This window comes from Bacteroidota bacterium, assembly GCA_035506275.1.
Taxonomy (GTDB): domain Bacteria; phylum Bacteroidota; class Ignavibacteria; order UBA10030; family UBA8401; genus JAGVPT01.
The window spans coordinates 76,840-95,322 of record DATJPT010000014.1 but is presented as its reverse complement, the minus strand read 5'-3'; the positions used below and the strand labels follow the sequence as shown (position 1 = coordinate 95,322).

At 52.4% G+C, this 18,483-nt stretch carries 16 protein-coding genes; 6 read left to right on the top strand and 10 right to left on the bottom strand.

Going from position 1 to position 18,483, the window contains the following annotated elements; genetic code table 11:
* Positions 1-3 precede the first annotated feature (3 nt).
* The 7 genes from VMF88_10875 to VMF88_10845 form a co-directional block, all read right to left on the bottom strand.
* A complete protein-coding gene (locus VMF88_10875; protein HTY11565.1) occupies positions 4-2,259 on the bottom strand; it encodes a UvrD-helicase domain-containing protein in 2,256 nt (751 codons plus the stop codon).
* Between the two features lie 107 nt (positions 2,260-2,366).
* Complete coding sequence (locus tag VMF88_10870) at positions 2,367-2,876, bottom strand: methylated-DNA--[protein]-cysteine S-methyltransferase (GenBank protein HTY11564.1); 510 nt, start codon at positions 2,874-2,876, stop codon at positions 2,367-2,369.
* Positions 2,877-3,107: 231 nt separating this feature from the next.
* Positions 3,108-5,084, bottom strand: coding sequence for an acetate--CoA ligase (gene acs, locus VMF88_10865; GenBank protein ID HTY11563.1), 1,977 nt, complete (start codon positions 5,082-5,084; stop codon positions 3,108-3,110).
* A gap of 66 nt (positions 5,085-5,150) precedes the next feature.
* A complete protein-coding gene (locus VMF88_10860) occupies positions 5,151-5,768 on the bottom strand; it encodes a LysE family transporter (GenBank protein HTY11562.1) in 618 nt (205 codons plus the stop codon).
* Between the two features lie 215 nt (positions 5,769-5,983).
* The gene (gene dusB / locus VMF88_10855; GenBank protein HTY11561.1) at positions 5,984-6,985 is read right to left on the bottom strand and encodes a tRNA dihydrouridine synthase DusB; all 1,002 of its coding nucleotides are present in this window, start codon (positions 6,983-6,985) and stop codon (positions 5,984-5,986) included.
* Between the two features lie 8 nt (positions 6,986-6,993).
* On the bottom strand, positions 6,994-7,782 hold the full coding sequence (locus VMF88_10850; protein ID HTY11560.1) for a metal-dependent hydrolase: 789 nt from the start codon (positions 7,780-7,782) through the stop codon (positions 6,994-6,996).
* A 10-nt stretch (positions 7,783-7,792) separates the two neighbouring features.
* Positions 7,793-8,812 (bottom strand): isocitrate/isopropylmalate family dehydrogenase, encoded by a 1,020-nt coding sequence (locus VMF88_10845; protein HTY11559.1) that lies wholly within the window; start codon positions 8,810-8,812, stop codon positions 7,793-7,795.
* 183 nt (positions 8,813-8,995) lie between these two features.
* Between VMF88_10845 and VMF88_10840 the strand changes: the two genes are divergently transcribed.
* The 6 genes from VMF88_10840 to mqnC are packed head-to-tail and all read left to right on the top strand — an operon-like array spanning position 8,996 to position 15,938.
* Positions 8,996-9,829 carry a UbiA-like polyprenyltransferase gene (locus tag VMF88_10840; protein ID HTY11558.1) on the top strand — a complete coding sequence of 278 codons (834 nt, stop codon included), beginning with the start codon at positions 8,996-8,998 and terminating at the stop codon, positions 9,827-9,829.
* Positions 9,826-10,377 carry a UbiX family flavin prenyltransferase gene (locus tag VMF88_10835; protein HTY11557.1) on the top strand — a complete coding sequence of 184 codons (552 nt, stop codon included), beginning with the start codon at positions 9,826-9,828 and terminating at the stop codon, positions 10,375-10,377. Before VMF88_10840 ends, VMF88_10835 begins: the two co-directional genes overlap by 4 nt.
* A 4-nt stretch (positions 10,378-10,381) precedes the next feature.
* Positions 10,382-12,154 (top strand): menaquinone biosynthesis decarboxylase, encoded by a 1,773-nt coding sequence (locus tag VMF88_10830; GenBank protein ID HTY11556.1) that lies wholly within the window; start codon positions 10,382-10,384, stop codon positions 12,152-12,154.
* A gap of 15 nt (positions 12,155-12,169) precedes the next feature.
* On the top strand, positions 12,170-14,029 hold the full coding sequence (gene mqnE / locus VMF88_10825) for an aminofutalosine synthase MqnE (GenBank protein HTY11555.1): 1,860 nt from the start codon (positions 12,170-12,172) through the stop codon (positions 14,027-14,029).
* Between the two features lie 26 nt (positions 14,030-14,055).
* Entirely contained in the window at positions 14,056-14,835 is a 780-nt protein-coding gene (locus tag VMF88_10820) for a TIR domain-containing protein (GenBank protein HTY11554.1), read from the top strand.
* Positions 14,836-14,846: 11 nt separating this feature from the next.
* Positions 14,847-15,938, top strand: a complete 1,092-nt coding sequence (mqnC, locus tag VMF88_10815; protein HTY11553.1) for a cyclic dehypoxanthinyl futalosine synthase — start codon at positions 14,847-14,849, stop codon at positions 15,936-15,938.
* A 48-nt stretch (positions 15,939-15,986) separates the two neighbouring features.
* Here the strand turns inward: mqnC and VMF88_10810 are convergent, their stop codons facing one another.
* Genes VMF88_10810 through ubiE form a run of 3 tightly spaced genes read right to left on the bottom strand, consistent with a single transcriptional unit; the run spans position 15,987 to position 18,416 of the window.
* Positions 15,987-16,853 (bottom strand): ABC transporter six-transmembrane domain-containing protein, encoded by an 867-nt coding sequence (locus tag VMF88_10810; protein HTY11552.1) that lies wholly within the window; start codon positions 16,851-16,853, stop codon positions 15,987-15,989.
* 9 nt (positions 16,854-16,862) lie between these two features.
* Positions 16,863-17,699: an MqnA/MqnD/SBP family protein gene (locus VMF88_10805; GenBank protein HTY11551.1), complete on the bottom strand. Its 837-nt coding sequence runs from the start codon at positions 17,697-17,699 to the stop codon at positions 16,863-16,865.
* A gap of 27 nt (positions 17,700-17,726) precedes the next feature.
* Positions 17,727-18,416, bottom strand: a complete 690-nt coding sequence (ubiE, locus tag VMF88_10800) for a bifunctional demethylmenaquinone methyltransferase/2-methoxy-6-polyprenyl-1,4-benzoquinol methylase UbiE (GenBank protein HTY11550.1) — start codon at positions 18,414-18,416, stop codon at positions 17,727-17,729.
* Between the last annotated feature and the right edge of the window lie 67 nt (positions 18,417-18,483).

The window sequence follows — 18,483 nt, the reverse complement described above, 5'->3', positions numbered from 1 at the left end:
CCCTCACAATAACCGCAGCTTTGCATACTTCAGCATAAGATTCTTTGGACCGACCCTGTCGAAAAGCACCACGGCTTTCGCCGATTCACCCGAGCCGGCGAGTTGAAGGACTTTCCCCGCGCCGAACGATTCGTGTTCGACTTTCGCCCCCACTTTCAGCGTGAGAATTTCCTGCGATTCATTTTCATAATCGGGCTCGCGTTCTCCGTCAAGCCCGGCATGCCTCGAACCCGGCTGCTGTTTTGTGTGGTCCCGGCCGAACGAATAATGATTCCCCTCTTGTTCGACGACCCCCGCCCGGTGATGAACTGAAAGAGGGACGCGCCGCGACGACTCACGTTGAATGAGCGACGGCTCGATCTCTTCGGCGAAGCGGGAGAGGACCGGATATGTTACATCGCCGAAGCGGTAGCGGAGGCGGGAATGTGTGAGGAACAGCTTTTTCATCGCGCGGGTAATGCCGACATAAAAAAGACGCCGTTCCTCCTCCATCTCCTCCGGCTCGGGAGCGACCTGATACAACGGAAACAATCCTTCCTCCAGCCCGGCGATAAAGACAACAGGAAATTCCAATCCTTTTGCGGAGTGGAGCGTCATCAGTGTGATCGCGTTACGCTGGTCCGTCACAGTATCGACCGGCGACACGAGCGAGACCTCTTCGAGAAAGCTCTCGAGCGTCGCCTCAGGTGTTTCAGCCGTGAATTCCGTAATCGCGGAGAGCAATTCCTGGATATTCTCCCAGCGTCCCAGTGACTCGGGGGTCGCTTCTTCCTTCAGGCTGCGCAGGAACCCGAGTTCGTCGACCAGCGCCCTCGCGATCTCACTCGGCGACATCTGCTCCTTGAGTTCCACGTATTTCTTGATGAGAAGGACGAATTGGAGTACAGCGTTCTTCGACCGTTCGCTCATCCCGTCGATTTCGCTGACTCCCTTCAACGCGTCGAACAAGCTCATCGAGCCGGAAGGATGATGCTCCGCGTAGCCGGCAATTTTCTCAATCGTCGTCTCGCCGATGCCGCGAACCGGAACATTGATGATTCTCCGCAGACTCTCCTCATCTTTTGGATTGGCAATAACGCGCAGATACGCCAGGACGTCTTTGATCTCTTTCCGTTTGTAGAATTCGACTCCGCCGATGATCACGTACGGAATCCCGTTCCGCCTCAGCCCGTCTTCAAGGGACCGCGACTGGGCATTCGTCCGATAGAGAACGGCAAAGTCCTTCAAATCCAATTTCAGCCTGCCGCACTCATCCTGAATATGTGAGACGATCTTCATCCCCTCGTCCTTGTCGTCTTCCGCTTCGATCATCGTGATCAATTCCCCCTGAGCGTTCGAGGTCCACAGCGTTTTGTGGATCTGGTTCCGATTGTTTTTGATGACGGAATCCGCGGCGGCAAGGATTGTCTTGGTGGAACGATAGTTCTGCTCCAGCCTGAAGACCTTGCTTTCGGGATAATCCCGCTCAAAATCGAGAATGTTCTTGATATCCGCACCGCGGAATGCATAAATGCTCTGTGCGTCATCACCTACAACACATATATTTTTAAAGCGCTTAGCGAGGAGGTTGATCAGGACGTATTGCGCCCGGTTCGTATCCTGATACTCGTCCACGAGAAGATACTGGAACCGGAATTGGTATTTTTCGAGGATCGTTCCGTTCCGCTGAAAGAGCTCGATCGGCCTCAACAGGAGGTCGTCGAAATCCATCGCGTTGTTCTTGACAAGCTTCTCCTGATATTCCTTAAAGACAAGCGCCGTCCGCTGCTCGAACGGATCTTTAGCTATTTCTTCATACTCCCCGGGCGAAACAAGATGATTTTTTGCGCCGCTGATGCGCGACTGGACTCCCCGCGGATTGAACTGCTGCGCAGAAATATTCTGAGTCGACATGATATTCTTGATCAGTCCGAGAGTATCTTCGGCGTCGTAGATAGTGAAGTTTCGCTGGAACCCGATCGCCTCGCACTCGTGTCTCAGAATGCGCGCAAAGATCGAATGGAATGTGCCGGCCCAGACATTCGCCGCCTGTTCACCGACGAGATATTCGATGCGGTGTTTCATTTCCTTGGCGGCTTTATTCGTAAAGGTCAGCGCAAGAATTTGGTACGGCTTGATCCCCTTTTCAATCAAGTGAGCAACACGATATGTCAGCACGCGAGTCTTACCGCTTCCTGCTCCTGCGACGATCATCACCGGGCCGTCGATGGCGGAAACGGCTTGCTGTTGAACCGGATTGAGTTGCTCTAAAAGATTCATGCGCGGAAAAAAATTCGTGTGGTTGAAATAATACATAAATTAGTGAATGGATGCAAACGCGGGGAGCAAAGCGAGGGGGAGAGAAACCGTTCGAAGAAAGAACTCTATTACAAGATGATAGCGCCTTCCAAGCGAAGAAGGAATTCCTTCGTCTTGACGCCGGCGGAGTAGCCGGCGAGCGAACCGTCATGACCGACAACGCGATGACATGGTACAACGATGGGGAGGGGATTGCTTCCGTTTGCCGTACCGACGGCGCGGAAGCCGCGCGGAACGCCGACCCTCCGGGCGAGCTGCTTGTAGGTGATCGTCGTCCCGTACGGAATGCGAAGCAATTCCCGCCACACACGCAATTGAAAGGTTGTGCCGATCTGGTCCACCGGCGTCGAAAACCGAGCGAGCTTGCCGTTGAAGTAGCGGTTCAATTGATCCATCGCTTCTTTGTTGCGGCTTTTGTTCTCAACAACGTCATCATCGTCGAAATGGAGAGAGAGCCAATCGAAGAAATCTTTTTTTGATTCTTTCGGAATGCTGATCTTGCACACCCCTTTGTCAGTGGAGGCGATATAAATATGGCCGATCTTGGAATCGAATGAGGTGCAGTAGACTTTAGGCATAACGCACGAAGATGACGATGGAAATTTCTCCCGCTCTCCCGAGGGACGTTTGAATATAGCAAAGTCGGTATATTGGCGCAAGCGGAATTTTGCCCGTTGCGGATAAATTTGCCGCCTGCGGAAGAAATGCTCTTCCTCATCCGCGAAATCTAACAAGAAAAAATTGGCGCTGACATCGAACTGCAGGATACAAGGCGGAATTCAGTGCGATTGCAGAAACGCCCGGGACAATCATTCTTCGTCTTCGTGATGACGCAATTTTTCCAGCACGGAAAAATCCTCAAGCGTCGTCGTATCGCCGGTCGCCGTTCCGCCTGCAGCGATCTCTCGCAATAATCGGCGCATAATTTTTCCGCTTCGGGTTTTTGGAAGCGCGTCAGTGAACCTGATATCATCGGGTTTCGCCATTGCTCCAATCTCTTTCGCGACATGTTGGCGCAATTCTTCCTTTAATTCAGGGGTCGGCGACCGTTTCCCTTCAAGTGTCACAAAAGCGCAAATCGCTGAACCCTTTATTTCATCCGGTTTTCCGACAACCGCGGCCTCTGCCACATACGGATGGCTGACCAGCGCGCTTTCCACTTCCATTGTTCCAAGCCTGTGGCCAGAGACGTTGATGACGTCGTCGACCCGTCCCATGATCCAAAAGTACCCATCCTTATCCTTGCGCGCGCCATCGCCGGTGAAATACATTCCTTTGATATCGCTCCAGTATGTCTTTTTAAATCGCTCGGGGTCGCGATAGACGCCGCGCATCATCGACGGCCACGGCTTTTTGATCACGAGATATCCCCCCTGATTTGCCCCGACTGATTTCCCTTCCTTATTGACAACATCGGGCTGGATTCCAAAAAACGGCAACGTTGCTGTCCCCGGCTTTGTCGGCGTGGCTCCCGGCAGGGGCGTGATCATAATCGAACCGGTCTCCGTTTGCCACCATGTGTCCACGATCGGGCACTTCCCCTTGCCGATAATTTTGCTGTACCACATCCATGCTTCAGGATTGATCGGTTCGCCGACCGTGCCGAGCAGCCGAATTGAACTCAAGTCATGCTTCAACGGCCACTGTTCTCCCCACTTGATAAATGCCCTGATCGCGGTGGGAGCAGTATAGAAGACATTGACCTTATACTTTTCCACGATGCTCCAGAAACGGTCCGGTTCGGGATGGTTTGGGGCCCCCTCGTACATCACAACAGTCGCGCCATTCGAGAACGGGCCGTAGACAATGTAGCTGTGTCCTGTCACCCAGCCGATGTCAGCGGTACACCAATAGGTGTCCGTGTCTTTGATGTCGAAGACATACTTTGTTGTAAGATGGCAGCCGAGAAGGTAACCAGCGGTCGAATGGACGACGCCTTTTGGTTTGCCCGTGGTGCCGCTGGTATAGAGAATATATAGGGGATGCTCCGACTCCAATTTTTCAGGTTCACACTCCGAAGAAGTCGTAGACATTAGGCCCTCCCACCAATGGTCGCGTCCGGGTATCATCGGAACGTCCAATCCGACCCGGTTCACCACGACGACACTTTCGACCGACGGCGTGACCTTCAGGGCTTCGTCGATATTGGCTTTCAACGGAATAACGTTCCCGCGCCGGTAGCCGCCGTCGGCGGTGATGACGAGTTTCGCCTGCGCGTCGTTGATACGGTCTTTCAGCGCTTCGGAACTGAACCCGCCGAAGATGACGCTGTGCGTAGCACCGATGCGGGCGCACGCAAGCATGGCAACCGGCAGTTCCGGGATCATCGGCATGTAGATAATAACACGGTCCCCCTTCACCACTCCAAGCTTCTTTAAAACATTGGCGCATTGACAGACTTCGCGGTGAAGATCCGCATACGTAAGGGTCCGCGTATCGCCCGGCTCCCCTTCCCAAATGATGGCCGCCTTGTTCTTCCGCCAGGTGGTCAAATGACGGTCGAGACAATTGACGGAGACGTTGATCTTGCCGCCGACAAACCACTCGGCGAACGGCAGTTTCCACCGGAGAACTTTCGACCATTTTTTGTACCATGTCAGTTCATCCGCCATGGTCCCCCAGAATTTCTCCGGGTCATGAATCGATTGGTTGTACAATTTCTTGTATTGCGCGAACGATTTGATCGCCGCCGACTTTGAAAATTTTGCTGCCGGCTTGAAAATGCGATTTTCCTTCAGAACGGAGGTGATGTTCGCAGAGACACTCTGCTGACCCGCTGTGGCCATAGTACTTCTCCTTCAAAAAATGATATAAAGACAGTTGACAACAACAACGCGTGGCATCAACGGCGGTTAAGAAATTATCCTGTATGCCATGAACAGGCTGATCACCAGCAAGATAACGCCGAAACCGCGGGTAATTTTCTCTATCAACGCTTTGTCAAGTTTCATTTTTTGTTTTTCAACGAGTTCGAGAAGGATGAAGAACCATCCTGTCGTCCCAAACCCGGTGCCGAGCGAAAAAAATAAATTATTATAGGCTGACGCTTCGAGGATGTGATAGCCGTGAATGATGCCTGCGACGGTGATCCAATAGGCAATGAAGGAGGGGTTGGAAAGATAAAGAACAATGCCGAGTAGAAAATACCGTTTGAAGCCGGGAGATTCTTCGCTTTTCGTCAGCTTTGCTTCTCGTATCGTAAAGAAGGTTGTCTTGATGCCCATCACCAAAAACACCGCAAAGGTTGCGATGCGAAAAACGAATTCAATTTTGGGGTTCGTATTCAACGAAGAAATGCCGAACATTGCCGCCGCGCAATAGACGATGTCCATCCACCCAGAACCGGCCCCGATCATCAGGCCTTGTCCCGTCTTTCCCGATAGTCCTTTTGTCATCACTGCAATGTTAATCGGACCGATCGGAATTGTTGTGAAAAAACCGACAACAACTCCGGCAATAAAAGCAATCATCTTAGTTTTTCAAGTCTGGGGAGCGTTGGCAATTAAAAGAACGCCGATCAAAATAACAAAAACCTCTTCTTCCTCTTCGGCTGAAAGAGTCCGACACCGAAAATGAAGCTTTGAGGATTTTCGCTCGTTAATAAGCCGGCATCGTGAGGGGATGGTACGCCTATGCTCAAGATGCCGTTAGAAGATAAATGAATTGAAGAAGAATCGCAAAAGGTTTATACCACTACTTGCTCGGAGGCCGGCACCGGTATTGAGACAGCTTCTTCCGAAAATTTCAGCAGCCGTGCGACGATCGGTTCCATTAGTGTGTAGGCCATCAACTCCGCCCGAAGTTTCGCGACATTCGGCAGCCCGCGCAAATAACCGGAATAATGTTTGCGCATTTCGAGCACGCCTGTACGTTCCCCCTTGTATTCAACGGACAGGTTCAGATGCTCGATGCACAGCGCAATCCGCTCGTTCCGAGGGACGTAATTCTCCGTCACGCCCATTGCCAACAGGTTTTTTGCCTGACGGAAGATCCAAGGGTTGTCGATCGCCCCTCGCGCCACCATCACGCCGTCGCAGCCGGTCTCGCTAAACACTCTTAGGACATCGGCCGCTTCCAGAATATTGCCGTTGACGACAACAGGAATTGAGACGGCCTTTTTGATTTTCGGGATCCACGTGTAGTCCGGAATTCCTTTGTGCGCCTGGGCTCTCGTCCGGCAATGGACGGTCAGCCCCTGGACGCCGATGCCTTCCAGCATTTGCGCCACTTCAACGATGCGGATGGAGTTTTCATCCCACCCGAGCCTTGTTTTGACCGTCACCGGAATGCGAGTGGCTTTCACCACCGTCGAGACGATCCGTTCCATCCGCGGAAGGTCCTTTAAAAGCCCGGCTCCAGCACCGCGCATTGCGACATCCTTTACCCAGCAGCCGCAGTTGATGTCGAGAATGTCCGGGTTCATACTCTCCGCAATCCTGGCCGCCCCTTCCATCGATGACTCTTCCCCGCCATAAATCTGGATTCCAAAAGGACGCTCTTCTTCTGAGAAAAGCATTTTCTTCTTCGTTTTTTCGGAGTTCCGTACAAGGCCTTCGGAGTTGACGAATTCTGTGTAGACAATATCCGCCCCGAGGCGCTTGCAGATGAGACGGAACGGAATGTCCGTCACGTCCTCCATCGGCGCCAATAGAATCGGTTGCGCTATATTGATCGATCCGATTTTCATTTCCGAATTCAATTCACGGTGTCGCCGGGGAGAATGTCGGCGACTCTTCCTTTTAACTGCGGCGGCAAAAAGGTTTTGAGGTCGACCGGCGAACCCGTCAACGCCGGAAACGTCCCGTAGTGCATTGGGATGATCACCCTCGGATTAAGAAGTTCACATGCCTTTGCTGCTTCCTTCGGTCCCATCGTATACACTCCTCCGATCGGAAGCATGACAATGTCGGGCTTGTAGAGGTCTGCGATCAATTTCATGTCGCCGAACACGCCGGTGTCGCCGGCATGGTACATGGTGACCCCATTTTCGCATTGAATGACGAATCCTGCCGCGTTCCCTCCTTCTATCTGCTGACCGTTGTTATCGATGCTGGAGGAATGGTCGGCGTGCACCATGACGATCTTTACGTTATCGACTTCGTACGTCCCCGAATAATCCAGGATGGCAGTCTTCTTCACCCCCTTGGTCGTCAGGTATGAAGCGATAGCTCCGTTGCACACGACCGTGGCGTCGAATTTTTTCGCAAGTTCAACAGTGTTGCCGAGATGGTCGAAGTGCCCATGCGTGACCAAGATCAGGTCAACTCTATCGATGTTGCGTGCGCTGCTCGGCGCTTTGGGATTGTCAAGCCAAGGATCGATCAGAATGATCTTTCCTTTGACCGTCGTGATCTTGAAAGCGGCATGGCCGTACCACGTCACGCTGTTTCCCTTTCCCACTTTACCCACTTGCGCCGGCGCGAAGGAAATGAGGAACATTGTTGAGACAACGAAAACGGCAAAAAGGCGATGCATGAGGTTCATATGGATTCTCTTATGAGGTTGAACGGATCGAGTTGATGACGGCATCCGTCATTCCCGTGGTCCCTGTGGTCGAATGCGGATCGAGATCTTTCGTTACGTATTTCCCCTCCTTCAGCACTTTTCCCACGGCGCGGCGGATCCTGTCGGCGCCATCGTGTTCACCGAGGTAATCGAGCATCATGGCGCCCGCAAGAATAATGGCGCACGGATTGGCGAGATTTTTTCCGGCGATGTCGGGGGCGCTGCCGTGCACCGCCTCAAAGATCGCCGCATTCGCCCCGATGTTCGCCCCTGGCGCCAAGCCCAATCCACCGACCAACCCCGAGCAGAGGTCGGACAAGATATCTCCGAATAAATTCGTCGTGACGATCACATCAAATTGATTCGGATTAAGCACAAGCTGCATCGCCATGTTGTCAACGATGCGGTCTTCAGTTGCGATGTCTGGATACTTCTGGGCAACTTCCCGCGCAACTTCAAGAAACAATCCTCCGGAAAACTTCATGATGTTCGCCTTATGGACGATCGTCACCTTTTTCCTTCCATACTTCCGGGCATAGTCGAACGCTGCACGGACGATCCGCTCGGAGCCAAAGCGCGTCACAATGCCGATCGTCTCCGCGGCGCTTTTTTGGGCATCGACATAATGTTCGATGCCGGAATAGAACTCTTCGATGTTCTCTCTGAACATCACCAGGTCGACGTTGGTGTACCGCGAGGCGACGCCCTCGAACGATTTCGCCGGACGCAAGTTCACGTATAGGTCGAATTCTTTTCTCAATGCGACGTTCACGCTGCGAAACCCCTTGCCGCTCAGCGTCGTCAGCGGGCCTTTCAGCGCGACTTTGTTTTTTTGGATCGATTGGATGGTAGCTTCGGGGATCGGATCTTTATATGTCTCGATGGCAGCGATGCCGGCGTGTGCCAATTCCCAATCAATCTTGACGCCGGTAGCTTCGATCACACGCTGCGCTGCTTCAGCAATGCTCGGACCGATCCCGTCGCCGGGAATAAGGGTAACAGTGTGCATTCTTCAAAAAAATTGTTGGCAAGTTGCTCGGTCAATATACAAAAAGAGGGTCGGACTTCCAAACAACTGTGGAAAACATGCCATTCTTGACTCGCTCCCTTTTTTTGGGTAACTTATAAGAGCCCTGCCGGTGTTGTCTCCATAAACGGCCGGTGAAATCTCTAATTTCTTCCCCTCACAGGTTTGAAAAGACTCCTCAATTTCATCAAAATAGAGCATACGCTGTTTACGCTGCCGATGATCTACAGCGGCGTGTTCCTGGCATCAAAAGAAAAACCGTCGAACGAACTGCTCCTTCTCGTGCTGCTTGCTTCAGTCTCTGCACGGACGGTTGCAATGACGTTGAACCGCCTGATCGACCGGGAAATCGATAAGCAGAATCCCCGAACTTCAAACCGCGAATTGCCGAGCGGCAAACTGAAGCTCTGGCAGGTGTTCATCGTTCTCTCTGTTGCGCTAATTCTCTATCTCACCGCGGCCAAATTGATTTCGGACTTTTGTTTCCGCCTGTCGCCGATCCCGCTCGTGATCTTCATTATTTATCCGTACCTAAAGCGTTTCACCCCCCTGGCGCATTTCGGCGTCGGCCTCGGAATGTCGATGGCCCCGCTGGGCGGATGGTTTGCCGTAAGCGGAACGCTCGACAATATCGGAACGGGGCTCATTCTCCCTGTGTTCGTCCTCTTTTGGGGAACCGGCTTTGACATCATCTATTCGACGCTCGACGAATCGTTCGACCGGAGGGCAAATCTCTATTCGTTCCCTTCCCGGTTCGGAAAAGAACGTGCGCTTCAAATCTCCGCCGGACTTCATGTCCTCGCGTTTATTGCTCTCGTGGTCTTGTTCTTCCACTCGCTCAAAGGATTCGTTGCGATTCCGCCGCTGCTGCTCAGCGGACTTCTGCTCTACCTCGAACAGAAGAAGGCCAATGACGTTGAACTCGCTTTTTTCAAGATCAACATCATCCTTGGGTTCAACGTTTTCGTGATGGTCATCCTATCAAGCATCCTGCCATGAAAGTCGTCCTCGGAATCACCGGCTCCTCCGGGGCCGTCTATGCCCTGGATTTCCTCAAGCAATCCAGAGCGGAAAAATATCTTGTCGTCAGCAAATGGGGAAAGGCGCTGATGAAAGACGAGCTCGATATGACCGAGAAGGATCTCCAGCCCTACATCAAACGGCAGTTCTCCAACGACGACCTGACCGCTCCGATCGCCTCGGGATCGAACCATATCGATGCCTGCATCATTCTCCCCTGTTCGACATCAACCCTCGGGAAAATTGCATCGGGGATCGGCGACACCTTGATCACGCGCGCGGCGCAGGTCGCGATGAAAGAACGATTCAAGCTCATTCTCTGCATCCGGGAGACGCCTCTTTCGACCGTTTCGCTGGAACAATGTGCGCGGCTTTCGCAGTACGGGGCCGTGATCATGCCGATCTCATCTCCGCTTTACTTCGTTCCGAAAACCGCCGACGAATACGTTTCTGCCTTCACCGACAAGCTGCTGGGGGTCCTGGGGGAACGAAACTCAAAGGGATGGCGAAACGAAGAACTGGAATAAGAAGATGCGTTTTACTGCCCTTCGCGAATTTGTCAACTATCTTGAGAGGAACGGAGAACTTCACCGTGTCTCCGTCGAAGTCGATCCCGTCCTCGAGATCTCCGAGATCGCCGCACGCGCTTTGCGGGAAAAGAAACCGGCGCTTTTGTTCGAGAATGTTAAGGGAGCAAAATATCCGCTCGTCATCAACACGTTGGCAAGCGAGCAGCGGATCAGGCTCGCTCTCGGCGAAGAGCCGGAGATTCTCGGCCGACAGCTCATCTCATTTTTTGAAGAGGCCATCCCCCCTTCGCCATCATCGCTGATCAAACATCACAAAGTCACCCGCCGATTTTTGTCGGCGCGAACCAGCGATATCATGATCGCCCCATCGCAGGAAGTAGTCGAGAAACCCGATCTCGCCGGTCTCCCGATCATTCAATGCTGGCCGCACGACGGCGGACGGTTCATTACTCTCCCCCAGGTCGTCTCGTACGATCCCCGGAGCGGTAAAAGGAACATCGGCATGTACCGAATGCAGGTGTTCGATCATCATACGACGGGAATGCACTGGCAAATTCAGAAAGGAGGCGGCTTCCATTATTATCACGCGGATAGATCCAATAAGCCGCTCGAGCTTGCTGTCGCGCTCGGTACCGACCCTGCATTGCTGCTGGCGACGATCGCTCCGCTGCCGGAAGGCATCGATGAAGCGATGTTCGCCGGATTTCTGCGGAAACGAAGTACGCAGCTCGTCGGCGGCCGGTCGGTGACGATCAGCGTCCCGGCGAATGCAGAGTTCATCCTCGAAGGCTTCGTTCCGCCGAAGGAGCGAAGAAGCGAAGGGCCGTTCGGCGACCACTTCGGGCATTATTCCGCGGCGGCGGAATTTCCGGTTTTTCATATCACCGCGGTCACGCACAGAAAGAACCCGATCTATCCTGCAGCAGTTGTCGGCATTCCCCCGATGGAAGACAAATTCCTTGGCGATGCTACGCAAAAAATTCTCAGCCCGCTGGCAAAGCTCCTTCATTCCGAAGTCAACAGCATGTGGGCGTACTATGAGGCAGGGTTCCACAACCTTCTTGTCGTCTCTATCGAAGAGCGCTATCATAAAGAGGCTATGAAGACCGCATTGGGGTTAATGGGAACACAGCAGCTCTCGCTGACCAAATGCCTGATCGCGGTATCGGAAGATGTCGACCCGAAGAATTTCAAAGAAGTGCTCCGCGCGATTCGCGATGAATTCGACCCCCATTACGACTTCATTCTCTTGCCAAAGGTTCCGCTCGACACGCTTGATTTCACGTCGTACACAATGAACCTCGGCAGCAAGATGATTCTGGATGCAACCAGAAAGAAGAGGCCGAATCCAAAATGGCATCTCTCGAAGAAGACCGAAGCGTTCATCCACCACTTGCCGGCGCACGACCGGCGCATTCTCGAGACCAACGTCATTGCGGAAACGCTCTTGCTCGTGAAGGTTAAAGGCGACGGCGCCTCTGTTATAAAAAAACTGCAGAAATCCGCGATGCTCGAAGGAATCAAAATTATCGCCGCAGTCAGCGACGATGTGGATATTCATGCCGAAGAAAGTTATATTTGGGGTATCTTCACTCGGTTTGACTGCGAGCGGGACGTTGTTTTTGCCCAGCAGAAGCTTGTCGGGATATCCCCCATCTATAAAGGAACGTTAGGAATCGATGCCACGTGGAAGGACGGCTATCCGGAACCGCTCGCGATGGATGAGAAGATCGTTAAGCTTGTCGACGACCGCTGGAATGACTATTGGAAATAAAAGCAGAGAAACGACGTGCTGAACATAAATTTTAGAGATCAATCGCTTGCCCCAATTTGGAAAAAAATCGAGGCCGGCGAACGGCTTTCCCTCGCAGACGGCGTTGCGATGTTCGAATCGAACGACGTCATTTCGATCGGGAAGATGGCTCACGCTGTCCAGCAGCAAAAAAGCGGTGACGCCGTCTATTTTGTCATCAATCAAAAGATCGAGCCGACGAACATCTGCGTGCTTTCCTGCAAGTTCTGCGATTTCGCGACAAAAGCGGGGAGGCCGAACGCGTATGAGATGACCGTCGAAGAGATCCTCAAGAAATTGACGCCGGAAATTCAGGAAGTGCACATTACCGGCGGTTTGCATCCGGATTGGGAATGGAATTATTATCTCGACATGGTTCGGCAGATCAAAAAGAATTTCCCCGCCGCCGATGTTAAGGCGTTTACGGCGGTCGAGATCGATTTCTTCCACAAGAAATTTAAGATGACGATCGAAGAGGTCCTGCTGCAATTAAAGGAAGCCGGCTTGCGGACAATGCCCGGCGGAGGGGCTGAGGTATTTTCGGAACGGGTCCGAAAGCTGCTCTTCAATCAGAAGATCGGCGCAAAGACATGGTTTGAAGTGCACAAAACCGCACACAAGCTCGGCATTCCGACAAACTCCACGATGCTCTACGGCCACGTCGAGACATACGAGGAGCGGGTCGTCCACATGATGAAGCTCCGCGAAGCGCAGGATGAGACCGGCGGATTTTTGTCGTTCATTCCCCTTGCGTTCCAGCCGGGAGTCACGGGCATTAAACCGAGAAACGAATTCACCTCCGCGATCGATGATCTAAAAACGATCGCCGTCGCCCGGCTGATGCTCGACAACTTCCCCCACATCAAAGCGTACTGGGTGATGCTGACGGAGGAAGTCGCGTCCGTGGCGCTGAATTTCGGCGCGGACGATATGGACGGGACCGTCGGAGGAGAAAACATCGCGCACGACGCAGGCGCGGTCAGTCCGATGAGCCTTGCGAAAGACCACATTGTCAAGATCATCAGGGATGCCGGAAAAATTCCGGTTGAGCGGGACGTCTACTATCACCCTCTGAAACTGCACACCGACCACGTGATTGGAAAGATCCCGTATCTCAATTCCGTTCCGTTCTATGCGGATTTCGAAAAGCGGGGGTTCAAAATTTTCCCGGTCGTTCCACGGCGCATGGGGGAGCTGTCAACCGCCAACGTGATCGACGCGGGAATTTTCTCGTTGATGAATTATTTCTCGCAGGAACAAAACCTTGACCTCCTGAACTACGGTATTGCAACGCGCGATCAGGTGAAAAGCGTTATGCTCTTTTCAAAAGAGGGATGGCGCGACCTTGAGGGAAAACGCATCGGGATCACGGATGACACTGCCACCTCAATCCGCCTCCTTCAAGTATTGCTGAAAAAGAAATATGGGGTTCACGCTTCGCTTGTCAGAATGCATTCGGGCGTCAATGACCACAGCGCATATGATGCCGTCCTTCTTATCGGCGACGAGGCGCTGAAGCGCAACAAATTCGGGCTTCCCGGATTTGAACTTGTCTTTGACCTCGCGAAGGAATGGTATGATTGGCAAAAGCTCCCGTTCGTCTTTGCGGTCTGGGCCATCAAGAAATCGCTGCCGCAGGAAGAAAAGGCGCAATTGAAATCGCTCCTGGAGGCAACGCTCGAGCGGAACGAAACGAAGCTTGAACTGGTTGGAAGGCTTCATGGGAAACAGATCGGCCTGACGCCGAACGAAGTGCGGGAGTATCTTGAAGGATTCAACTACCGGCTGGGCGATCGGGAGCGAACGGCAATGCAAGTTTTCAGGAAATATTTTCAGGAAATCGAAGTCACCATTTAATCTCGATCATTCTCTAAAAACTCATCATGGACACGTCGCCGGCCGCGAAGCTGCAAGACCTAATTCACCAGGGAGACAAGCTTGTTCCCGAAGGAGGACTCGAGTTCTCCGGATACAATGCGAAAATGCAGAGCCAGTATTTGCTCTGGCGAAAGAACAGCCTGGACGTCTTGAGCAAGTGCGGCGAAAAAGGGATGGCTCTTCGTACGCAGCTTGCCAACGACGAGAACGGCGCTTACTTTTATCAAACGTCCGCTCAAAAGGTCCATGAGGCCTTAAAAGAAGCCTTGAGATCGGCGGAGATTGCAGCACCCGTTCCGACACCGCATTCTCAGCCAAAACAAGCTGCTGAACCGGAACAACCAAAAGCACCGGAACCTCCAAAACCCCCAGCACCGAAGACCGGAACGGGCACGACAAACCGAGTACTTGTCGTATCCGCCGCCAACAATCCATTGTTAGGGCAGTTGACTTCCCTGCTGAAAGAGCTTGGCATCGAAGCGTCGGTTTACCAACGTACCGGGGGGGGAAGCGACGCGCTTCTCTCGCATGTCGAGAAGCAACCGGCAACGCATTATGCGTTCTACCTGATCGGGTCCGACGACATTCCAAGTGCAATGTTCGAGATGGGGTACCTCGTCGGAAAAATCGGCGCCAACAAAGTGTGCTGCATTTTCCAGAAAGACGCCGCAGTTCCAAAAAATATCCCCGGCGTTCAGCGGAAAGAGATCATCGTGAAGTTGGAAGAGATCAGCTTCAGCCTTGTCAAAGAGCTGAAAGCGGCAGGATATTCAGTTTCTATTTAGGTAAGCGCCTTATGCAATCCGACCTGTATTCAAAGATAAGAAACGGAAAACGGATCACTCCGGAAGAGGGTCTGTTCCTTCTTCGGAGCACCGAATTGCTCGACCTTGCGGACCTGGCAAACGAAATCCGGTTCAAGAAGAATCCTGACCCCCGTGTAACATTTGTCGTCGACACAAATCCGAACTATTCCAATATCTGCAACATCGACTGCATCTTCTGCGCGTTTTACCGACATCCCGGCGAGAAAGGCGAATACACTTACTCCGTCGACCAGATGATCGAGAATTTCAAGGGAGCTGCGGCAAAAGGAGTGACCACCGTCTTGCTACAGGGAGGAGTGAATCCCTCACTTCCGTTCGACTACTATCTCGAGATGGTCAGACGAACGGTCGCTGAAGTGCCGGAGATCTATCCGCATTTTTACTCTACGTCGGAAATTTTGGGGATGAAGCAGGTTTCCGGACTCTCGCTGCAGGAAGTGTTGAAACAATTATGGGATGCAGGCTTGCGTTCGATTCCGGGAGGCGGCGCTGAGATCCTTTCTGACCGTGTGAAGAAGAAGATCAGCAACAAAAAGGGAACTTCGGAGGATTGGCTGAACGTAATGCGGGAGGCGCACAGGATTGGCTACAAATCGACGGCCACGATGATGTACGGACATCTCGAGACCGACGAGGACATCGTTGCCCACTTCGAGAGCATCCGCCAGCTCCAGGACGATTTCCATGGGTTCACAGCGTTCGTCCCCTGGAGCTTCAAGCCGGGCAATACTCCCCTTGAAAAAATTATTCCGCACTATGCCACGCCGACACGCTATCTGCAGATGATCGCAGTCTCGAGAATATATTTGGACAATTTCCCACACATTCAGGCGTCATGGTTTTCAGAAGGGAAAAAGACCGGTCAGATCGCGCTTCACTTCGGCGCCGACGATTTCGGCGGAACGCTGCTTGAAGAGAACGTTCATGCGGCTGCCAATTTTGTCAACAAAACCAATACCGCAGAATGCATCCAGCTTATTCACGAATCGGGATTTGACGCGGCCCAGCGAGGAACATTGTATGATCTAAGGAAGGTTTTCCCGAAGAACAAAGCTGCCTAGCTTTCATCGACCCTGCCGACAAATCCTCGTTTCGTCCAGCCCACATTCCTAAACATTCTCGGTCGCAAGCCGGTCAGAAATGTCTTTTAATGAAGTCCACGACTCCATTAATTCCGGCAGGTACTCAGACGACGTCACGAATGTCCATAAGTATGCGACGATCGAATAAATATTTCCAGTACTGAAATCGTCAAGATCAATCGCGATATAAAGGACGACGAGAAAAATCAAGAGCAAGATGATCCTCATCGCTCCGAAATTGAACGCTCCCCAGTTGGCGATCCGCTGCTCGACGCGGGACTGGGCGGAATAATACTCGCGAACCTTTTCCGGATCCTTCGTCGAAAATGCATCGTAGGCCTCCTCGCGGTTGTCATGAAGGTCTTTTTGGAGCGCCAACACGCGTTTGTTATAGATGCGCGAGATGAGAAGGAGCGGGAGGACGATGAAGAGGCACGAACAGGCGATCCTCCAATCAAAAAAGAGAAGTGCAACAACCGCGCCGCCGATCGAAATCAGTTGTTCAATGATATCAGGGACCCGATATTCGGCAAACGTGATGAACTCGCGCGACAATTCGGCGCGCGCCGCAGTCTTCGAGACAGAGTGCCCTTTTTCTTTGGCCGAGCGCGCAACGTCGGTGGCGATTTCAATGAACATCCGGAGAAAGATCTTCGGGTCAAGAGAACGGCGGAGGGCGCCGACTCCGGAGTTGACAAGAAACGTACCTATCCAAATGAGCAACGGGAGAAGGTAGGAGACTGCAGTTTCGGACGTCGCTTTCTCGATGAGAGCGTCGATGACGTTGCCGAAGAGCGCGGGCTCGGCGATCCATGCCACGTTCTCAATAATGACGAGAAGCGTGGCGACGACGATGCCGGTACGAAATCTTCGAAACAACTCAAACAGATTCATCGCGAAGCATTAAAAGAGTTCGATCGAGGGAACCGGCGGGATCAATCCTTTTTCCGCCCCGAATCTATACAAAAGGTCAAGCGCTTTTTTCCCCTTCTCTCCCATATCAACTGTCAGCTCACTGACGTACATCTTGACGAATTTTTCTCCCAACTGCTGGTTGATTCCCCTCCCCCATTGAAGCGCGTACGGGATCGATTCGCGCTGATGCGTATAGCCGAAATGAATGCTCTGCTTCAGTCCGGATGAAAGACGTTTTGCCATATCTTCGCCCAGATCTTTTCTCACAACGTCAAGCCCGAGCGGCAGCGGCAAACCGCCCGACCTCTTCTCCCAGAATTCACCGAAATCGAGAACTTTATGAAATCCCTCGGCTCCGTACGTCAGCTGCCCCTCATGGATCAGCAGTCCGGCGTCGAACTCACCCGAGGCCACCTTATCCATGATCGCGTCAAATTGGACATCGACGTTCTTGATTCCTTCGGTGAACGTCTTGAAAAGGAGTGTGGCCGTAGTCAGTTTGCCGGGAGTCGCGACTGTTTTCCCCTTGAGCTCATCGAGGTTTCTGTATTTTTTTGAGACGATGACCGGACCGTAGCCTTCCCCCATGCTTGCGCCGGTCGCCATAATCCAATATTTATCAGCGACATACGGAAAGGCATGCGCCGAAATTGCCGTTACCTCCAGCTCGGCCTTCATTGCACGGACATTCAAGGATTGAATATCTTCGAGCAAGTGTTCGATCGTAACTCCTTCGAGCTTCACTTTGCCGCTTGACAATCCATAGAACATGAAGGCATCGTCCGGGTCCGGACTGTGCCCAACTCTCACTACTCTATCAGCCATGATCAATATTCCTTATTCTTCTTTCGGTTATTTTTCCCCGGTGTAGATCGTCGCGATGCCGAACGTCAGAGGGCGTTGAGCGACGGACAAAAATCCTACGCCGCGGAGGACATTGAGAAAATCTTCCCCATCGGGAAATTTCATTACGGTATCGGGGAGGTATTGGTAAGCTTCCTTGTCTTTGGAGATCACTCTTCCAACAAGGGGAAGAATATGCTTGAAATAAAAGAAGTAGATCTGTTTGAAGAAAAATCCCCGCGGTCTGGAAAACTCGAGGACGAGGATCTGGCCTCCGATTTTCAAGACCCGGCGCATTTCTTTTAATCCCCCCTCAAGATTTTCAAAATTACGCGCGCCGAAAGCGACGATCGCCGCATCGAAGGAACCCTCGGGAAATGCGAGCCGTTCTGCTTCCCCCTCTTCGAGCCGAACAGCATGGTTCAAATTCTTTGCGGCAAGTTTTCGCCTCCCTAACTCCAGCATCGGCATGGATATATCGACACCGACAACTTCGGCCGGGTTTAAGCGCATGGCGGCGATGGCAAAATCACCGGTACCGGTGGCAACATCAAGGATACGCCGGGGTTTTTGAGATGCAATGCTTTGAACGGCCGTGCGGCGCCAATAGAGATCAATTCCACCGCTCAAAAGATGATTCAGCAGATCATAACGATAGGCTATTGAATCGAAGAGGTGTCGAACTGCTGCCTTATGCATTCGGACTATGATGGTTCATAGAATAACCTAAGATACAAAAAAAAGTTGTAAGATTAAACACGGCGTG